The organism is uncultured Amaricoccus sp. (genome assembly GCF_937891315.1).
Lineage (GTDB): Bacteria > Pseudomonadota > Alphaproteobacteria > Rhodobacterales > Rhodobacteraceae > Amaricoccus.
The window spans coordinates 40,686-48,395 of record NZ_CALAGI010000046.1; the positions used below are offsets into that span (position 1 = coordinate 40,686).

Below are 7,710 nucleotides of genomic sequence, written 5' to 3' on the forward strand. Positions count from 1 at the left end.
CGCCCCTTTTTATTTCGCGGGGGGGGGGGCCGTCCGGGTACGGCGTGGCTTCCTACCGCTCCGCCAGAATGGCGTCGATCTCCGCGCGGTGGCGGTGCATGGCGCGGAACACGCGCCAATCGCGTTCGAAGCGCGCGGCGGCGTCCGGGTTCGGCGAGCGAAGGGCGCCGCCCTGATGCATCGCCCGACCGGCGGCGACCAGATCGGGATGCACGCCCGCGCCGACCGCCGCGGCCATCGCCGTGCCGAGCAGCACCGCGTCCGGCGCCGATGGCACCATCACGCGGCAGCCGGTGACGTCGGCATAGAGCTCCATCAGCACCGGATTGCGTGTATGACCGCCCGCGATGTTCAGCGTATCGATCACGTAGCCGCTCTCGTTCATCCGCTCGAGGATATGCCGCAACCCCAGTGCCACCGCGACCGAGGTCCGCCAGTAGAGCCGACAGAGCCCGTCGAACGAGGCATCCATCGACAGGCCGGAGATCACCCCGAGCGCCGATGGGTCGGCCAGCGGCGATCGGTTGCCGTGGAAGTCCGGTACCACATGCAGCCGTCCGGCCAGATCCCGCCCTTCGCTCTCGCGCAGTTCGGCGATCCGCGCGCAGACGCGCCCATGCAGTGCCGGGGTCGGGTCGGCGCCGCCACCCCAGATCTTGCAGATGTGGTCGAGCAGCGCGCCGGAAACCGACTGTCCACCCTCGTTCATCCAGAGATCCGGCAGCGCGACGCCGAGATACGGCCCCCAGGTGCTCGACGTCATCCGGGGCGCGTGCGAGAAGGCCATGACGCAGGATGAGGTGCCGGCGATCAGCGCCATGTGACGCTCCACCTCCGGGCCGCCACCCGCGAGATGGCCGAGCACGCCGAGCGCGCCGGCATGGGCGTCGATCAGCCCCGAAGCGACCCGGGTCGCCGTTGTCAGCCCGAGTTCGGCCGCCGCCTCCACCGTCAGCGGACCGAGATCGTCGCCGATCGGCCGCGCGACTTCGGGCAGCGCGGCGCGGGCCATGAGATCGTCGAGCCCCATCGCCGCCAGGAAGTCATGCCGCCAGCCGACCGGTTCATGCGCGAGATAGGTCCATTTGCTGGTGAGCGTGCATTGTGAACGCTCGAAGCTGCCCGTCGCCTTCCAGGTCAGGAAATCGGTCAGGTCGAAGATCATCCCGGCGCGGCTCCAGGCCGCCGGCAGTCGGCGCTTCAGCCACATCAGCTTCGGAATCGCCATTTCGGGCGACATGACGCCACCCACATAGTCGATGACCCTGTGCCCGCTCGCGGTACATTCCGCCGCTTCGGCCTGCGCCCGGTGGTCGAGCCAGACGATGGTGTCCCAGCGTTCCGGCCCGTCGAGCGACACCCCTACCGGCGCGCCGGAGGCGTCGCGCACCACGATCGAGCAGGTGGCGTCGAACGAGATTCCGGCGACATCCCCGGGCGCGACGCCGGACGCTTCGAGCGCCGCGCGGGTCGCGCCGCCGCAGGCCCGCCAGATATCGGCGCTGTCCTGCTCGGCATGGTCGGCGCGCGCCATGCGCAGTGTGATCGGCCGCTCGGCCCGCGCCAGCATCCGCCCGGAGGAGTCGAAAATCCCGGCTCGCGCGCTGCCGGTGCCGACATCGACGGCTGCGAGGAATTTCGCCATGCCTCAGTCCTTGCCGTGCACGAGACCTACCAGGTCGCGCATGTCGCTCACCAGCCGGTCCGGTTCAAGCGTCGCGAGGCGTGTTTCCAGCTCGGCGCGCCCGGCATGACCACCGCCGGTGAAGCCCACCGCCCGCATGCCGGCGGCGCGGGCCGCGCTTACTCCGGCCGGGCTGTCCTCGACGACAAGGCAGGCCATCGGATCGTAGCCCATGCGCTCGGCGGCGAACAGGAAAAGGTCGGGCGCGGGCTTGCCCAGGGCGACCATCGAGGCGCTGAAGGCCCGCCCCTCGAACCAGCGCCAGAGCCCGGTCAGCCGCAGGCTGAGTTCGACGCGTTCCGGCTGCGACGACGAGGCGACGCAGAAGGGAACGCGAAGCGCCGCCAGCGTGTCGGCTACTCCGGACATCGGGCGAAGTTCTTCGCGAAAGGCGGCGTAGAGCCGCTGGCGCATCTCGGCGAGGGCCACCGCGTCGAGCGTGATACCGAAATCCTCGCTCAGCGTCCGGCCGACGCTCGCAAGGCTGCGGCCGAGGAAAAGCTCGTATCCGACAGCGGGCTCGAGGCTCAGCCCCGCGCTCCGGATGGTTTCGAGCAGGATCCGCATGGACACGGGTTCGCTATCGACCAGCACCCCGTCGCAGTCGAAGATGACGAGGTCGGGCGGCGGTTTCACATTCCGCCGTCGAGATACCGTCGGAGCGTCGCCTCTGTTCCGTCCGCCCAAAGCGCCCGCAGGCTGGTGGCGAAACGATCGCGAAAGGCGCCGGAGTCGGCGGTGGTGCCATAGATATCGCGCATTCCGAGCCAGTGGGCGGGATCCTCGCGCGCGATTCCCGCCGCCGCGGTCAGCCGGTCCCAGTTCGGATCGTTCGGCTCGATCACCGCGCCGGAATCGGTGACGCCGTAGCAATAACGGCACCAGAGCGCGCTTTCGAGCGCGAGGCCGGTGACATCGAGGCCGCGGTCCAGCCGGTCGGCGATCGAGGGAATGATGAATTTCGGCTGCCGGTTGGAGCCGTCGAGGCAGAGGCGGCGGATGGTGTCGCCGATCTTGGGATTGAGGCAGCGTTCCTCGACCTTCTGGAAATAGCCGTCGAGGTCGGTGCCGGGGACGGGCGGCACGATCGGAATGACCTCCTCGCGCTCGACCTTTCGCAGGAAGGCGCGGACGAGAGGGTTCTCCATGCCCTCCTGGACGAAATGGATGTCCATGAGGCCGGAGGGATAGGCGATGATCGCGTGGCCGCCATTCAGGATGCGGATCTTCATCAACTCCCAGGGCGTCACGTCCTTGACGAACTCGGCGCCGACGTCCTCGAACGCGGGGCGGCCGGCGGAGAAATCGTCCTCGACCACCCATTGCAGGAAGTCCTCGCAGAACACCGGCCAGGCGTCATCGATGCCGAACTGGTCGCGGGTGATCGCGCGTTCGCGGTCCGAAGTCGCGGGGGCGATCCGGTCTACCATCGCGTTCGGGAAGGCGACGCTGTCGTGGACCCAGGCGGCGAAACCCTTGTCCTGCGCCTCGGCGAGGCCGGCCACCGCGGCGCGGCAGACCTTGCCGTTGTGCGGAACATTGTCGCAGGACATGACTGTGAACGGAGCGACACCGGCCGCCTTGCGCGCCTTCAACCCGGCGAGGATCAGGCCGAAGACGGTCTTCGGATCGTCGGGGTTCCGCGCATCGGCGACGATGGCCGGCGAGTCCGGATCGAACTTGCCGAGCGCCGGGTTCACGAAATAGCCGCCTTCGGTCACGGTCAGCGAGACGATCCTGATCGCCGGATCGGACAGGGCCCGGATGATCGCCGGGCCGTTCATCGGCGGCAGGAAGTCGGTCATCACCCCGGTGACCCGCGCGGCCGAGACCGCCGCCGACTGCTCGACCACCGTCGAGAGCCAGTCCTGACCGGCGAGCGCGTCGCGCATCTTGGTGTCATGGGGCGTTACGCCGGCGCCGAGGATGGCGAAGTCCCGTGCCTTGCCCTCGTTCATCAGCCGGTCGAGATAGACCTGCAGATGCGCGCGGTGAAAATTGCCGATGCCGAAATGCAGGATCCCCGGCGACAGATCAGCCCGCGCATAGGTCGGTCGGGCGACCCGCTCCGGCAGCTTGCCGAGATTGGCGAGGCTGAGCGGCGTGGCGAGGATGTGGTTTGGCATCGGCTATCTCCTCGAATGGCACCGCCGGCCTTGGCGGGGGAGGACGGCGGGCAACGAAGGGCGAAGGCCGGTCGCGCGACCCTCGCCCCGGATCTTCGGAGCGGTGGCGTGACGCGGTGCCATCAGCTCATCCACTGACCGCCATCGACATTGTAGGTCTGGGCGACGACATATTCGGCCTCCGCGCTGGCGAGGAAGATCGCCATGCCGACGAGGTCCTCGGCGGTGCCCATGCGGCCATAGGGTACGCTCTCCCCGACGAGGCGCCGCTTCTCGCCGAGCGGCCGGTTCTCGTACTTGGCAAAGAGCGCATCGACGCCGTCCCAATGCTCGCCATCGACGACGCCGGGCGCGATGGCATTGACATTGATCCGGTGCTTGACGAGGTCGAGGCCGGCGGACTGGGTCAGGCTGATCACCGCCGCCTTGGTCGAGCAATAGACCGCGACCAGGGCCTCTCCCCGGCGGCCCGCCTGGCTCGCCATGTTGATGATCCGGCCGCCGCGTCCCTGCTTGATCATCTGGCGCGCGGCCGCCTGAAGCGTGAACAGCGTGCCGGCGACGTTGATCCGATAGAGCCGGTCGTAGCTGTCGCGGGTGATATCGACGATCGGCGCGGCGTCGAAGACCGCCGCGTTGTTGACGAGGATGTCGAGTCCGCCGGCCTTTTCCGCCACCTCGGCGATCGCCGAGTCGATCGAGCCCTGGTCGGTGACGTCGAGCCGCACGGCATAGGCGAGATCGCCGATCGACGCGGCGGTTTCCTCGGCGCGGGCGATGTCTATGTCGCCGATCGCGACCCGCGCACCTTCGCCGGCGTAGGCCTTGGCGAAGGTGGCGCCGATCCCGCGGGCGGCGCCGGTGATGAGCGCGGACTTGCCTGAGAGCCGCATGTCAGAGCGCCAGGCCGTCGGGGCCAAAGCGATGGATCCGGTCGGGCTTCGGTGTCAGCCAGACGGTATCGCCATGGCCGACCGGAACGTCGCCGGAGGCACGGACATTGATGGTGCCGAGATCGCCGGCGTTGACATGAATGAAGGTGTCCGCCCCGAGATGCTCGGCGACGCCGACCTGACCCTTCCAGGCGCCTTCGACCGGGGTGGTCGAGGTGAGAAAATGTTCCGGCCGGACACCGATCGCATGGGCGCCGTGCTTCGCCGCCTCCGGACCTTCGATGAAGTTCATCGTCGGACTGCCGATGAAGCCGGCGACGAAGCGGTTCTTCGGCGCGCGGTAGAGGTCGAGCGGCGAGCCGACCTGTTCGACGTTGCCGGCCTGCAGCACGACGATCTTGTCGGCCATGGTCATCGCCTCGACCTGATCATGGGTGACGTAGATCATCGTCTTGCCAAGCTGCTGGTGCAGTTCGGAGATTTCCAGCCGCATGGTACCGCGCAGGGCGGCGTCGAGGTTCGAAAGCGGCTCGTCGAAGAGGAACGCCGAGGGCTGGCGGACGATGGCGCGGCCGATCGCCACGCGCTGGCGCTGGCCGCCGGAGAGCTGGCCCGGGCGGCGCTCGAGATAGTTGGTCAGGTTGAGGATGCGGGCGGCGTTCGCCACCTTCTTGTCGATCGAGGCCTGGTCCTCGCCCGCCATCTTGAGCGGGAAGGCGATGTTCTTGCCGACGGTCATGTGCGGATAGAGCGCATAGGACTGGAAGACCATGGCGAGCTTGCGCTTGGCCGGGGCCTCGTTCGTCACATCCCGGCCATCGATCATGATCTTGCCGGAGGTCGTGTCCTCGAGGCCGGCGATGAGGCGGAGCAGCGTGGACTTGCCGCAGCCCGAGGGGCCGACGAAGACCACGAACTCGCCGTCCTCGATGTCGAGGTCGAGGTTCGGGATGATGTTGGTCGCGCCGAAGGCCTTGTGGACGTTGCGCAGCTGGAAGGTGCCCATTTTCGTTTCCTCCGGGGTTCCTATTTCACGGCGCCGAAGGTCAGGCCGCGGACGAGTTGCTTCTGGCTGAACCAGCCCATGATGAGGATCGGTGCGATGGCCATGACCGAGGCCGCCGACAGCTTGGCCCAGAACAGGCCTTGCGGCGACGAGAAGCTGGCGATGAAAGCGGTCAGCGGTGCCGCGTTCGTCGTGGTCAGCCGGATCGTCCAAAAGGCCTCGTTCCAGGCGAGGATGATGTTGAGGAGCAGGGTGGAGGCGATGCCGGGCACCGCCATCGGCGTCAGGATGTGCCAGATCTCGCCCCAGAGGCTGGCGCCATCCATCCGCGCCGCCTCGAGGATCTCGCCCGGGATCTCGCGGAAATAGGTGTAGAGCATCCAGACGACGATCGGCAGGTTGATGAGCATCAGCAGAAGGGTAAGCCCGATCCGGCTGTCCATCAGCCCGGCGCGGAGGAAGATGAGATAGATCGGCACGAGGACCGCCGCCGCCGGCATCATCTTGGTGGAGAGCATCCACATCAGAACGTCCTTGGTGCGCTTGGTCGGCGAGAAGGCCATGGCCCAGGCGCAGGGGATCGCGACGACGAGGGCGAGAATGGTGGAACCGACGGCGAGGATCACCGAATTCATGAACGGCTTCAGGTAGTTCTGCTGGTTCTGGACCGCGAAATAGCTCTCCAGCGTGAAGGACGGGATCAGGTTGAAGCCGGCGATCGCCTCGGGCTCCGTCTTGAGGCTGGTGATGATCGTGTAGAGGATGGGAAAGAAGATCACGAGAGCGACGACCCAGGCGGCGATGGTATAGCCGACACGGGTGCGGGTGGGGACGGCGCGGGCCATGGGTGCCTCCTCAATCCAGGTTCTTGCCGACGGCGCGCATCAGGAAGACCGCGACGATATTGGCGAGGATGACGGCGACGACGCCGCCCGCGGCCGCTCCGCCGACGTCCTGGTTGAGGAGCGCGGCGCGGTAGATCAGGAACGGCAGGTTGGTCGAGGCATAGCCCGGGCCGCCGTTGGTCGTGACAAGGATCTCCGCGTAGACCCCGAGCAGGAAGATCGTCTGGATCAGGATGACGATGGTGATGGCGCGGGCCATGTGCGGCAGCGTCAGGTGCCAGAAGCGGCTGAGGAAGCCGGCGCCGTCCATCTCGGCCGCCTCCTTCTGCTCGCTGTCGAGCGATTGCAGCGAGGTAAGGAAGATCAGCGTGGCGAAGGGCAGCCATTGCCAGGCGACGATGACGATGATCGAGAGGAGCGGGTAGGTCGCGAACCAGTCGACCGGCGTTCCGCCGAAGAACTTGGCGATGTCGGCGAAGACACCATAGCCCGGATGCAGGATCATGTTCTTCCAGATCAGCGCCGCCACGGGGGGCATGACGAAGAAAGGCGAGATCACCAGGATGCGCACGATGCCCTGGCCGAAGATCGGCTGGTCGATCAGCAGTGCGACGCCGGTGCCGAGGACGACGGTGATGGCGAGCACGCCGAGCACGATGGCGAGCGTGTTCCGGATCGCCTGGAAGAAGGCCGGATCGGTGAGGAAATAGGTGTAATTCTCGAATCCGGCCCAACCGCCGGCGGCGGGGTTGAGCAGGTTGTAGTAGCGGAACGAGAAATAGACCGTCATCGCCAGCGGCACGATCATCCAGATGAACAACAGGACGATCGCGGGCAGCCGCATGAAGCGGGCGATGGTCGCGGTCTGACGGGTGGCCATGGCTGGACTCCTCGCGCGACGGGAAGGGACCGCCCGGGGAAAGCCGGGCGGTCAGATCTGGGGAGAGACGATCCTCAGTAGCCGCCGCGGCGCATTTCGCGCTCGGTCGCCGACTGGGCCTGGGCGAGCGCGTCATCGACGGCCGACCGGCGCGAGCCGAAGCGGAACGATTCGCGGAGTTCCTCGCCGCGGATCGGGCCCGGGACGTGTTCAAAAAACACGGGTTCTTGGTGCTCGAAAAGGCCGTCGCCGTCGACGCGAAGTAGACACGCGAAG

General features: G+C 67.3%; 8 protein-coding genes. All 8 read right to left on the reverse strand.

Annotation, left to right across the window (positions count from 1 at the left end; translation table 11 throughout):
- Positions 1-52 precede the first annotated feature (52 nt).
- Positions 53-1,645 (reverse strand): FGGY-family carbohydrate kinase, encoded by a 1,593-nt coding sequence (locus tag Q0480_RS03990; RefSeq protein ID WP_299130979.1) that lies wholly within the window; start codon positions 1,643-1,645, stop codon positions 53-55.
- Positions 1,646-1,648: 3 nt separating this feature from the next.
- Positions 1,649-2,320: an HAD family hydrolase gene (locus Q0480_RS03995; RefSeq protein ID WP_299130981.1), complete on the reverse strand. Its 672-nt coding sequence runs from the start codon at positions 2,318-2,320 to the stop codon at positions 1,649-1,651.
- Positions 2,317-3,810 (reverse strand): mannitol dehydrogenase family protein, encoded by a 1,494-nt coding sequence (locus Q0480_RS04000; protein ID WP_299130983.1) that lies wholly within the window; start codon positions 3,808-3,810, stop codon positions 2,317-2,319. Before Q0480_RS04000 ends, Q0480_RS03995 begins: the two co-directional genes overlap by 4 nt.
- Positions 3,811-3,932: 122 nt before the next feature.
- A complete protein-coding gene (locus Q0480_RS04005; protein ID WP_299130985.1) occupies positions 3,933-4,703 on the reverse strand; it encodes an L-iditol 2-dehydrogenase in 771 nt (256 codons plus the stop codon).
- Position 4,704: 1 nt separating this feature from the next.
- On the reverse strand, positions 4,705-5,709 hold the full coding sequence (locus Q0480_RS04010; protein ID WP_299130987.1) for an ABC transporter ATP-binding protein: 1,005 nt from the start codon (positions 5,707-5,709) through the stop codon (positions 4,705-4,707).
- Between the two features lie 20 nt (positions 5,710-5,729).
- Positions 5,730-6,554, reverse strand: coding sequence for a carbohydrate ABC transporter permease (locus Q0480_RS04015; RefSeq protein ID WP_299130989.1), 825 nt, complete (start codon positions 6,552-6,554; stop codon positions 5,730-5,732).
- Between the two features lie 10 nt (positions 6,555-6,564).
- Positions 6,565-7,434 carry a carbohydrate ABC transporter permease gene (locus Q0480_RS04020; protein WP_299130992.1) on the reverse strand — a complete coding sequence of 290 codons (870 nt, stop codon included), beginning with the start codon at positions 7,432-7,434 and terminating at the stop codon, positions 6,565-6,567.
- 74 nt (positions 7,435-7,508) lie between these two features.
- On the reverse strand, positions 7,509-7,710 hold a 202-nt coding region (locus Q0480_RS04025), incomplete at its 5' end, for a hypothetical protein (protein WP_299130995.1).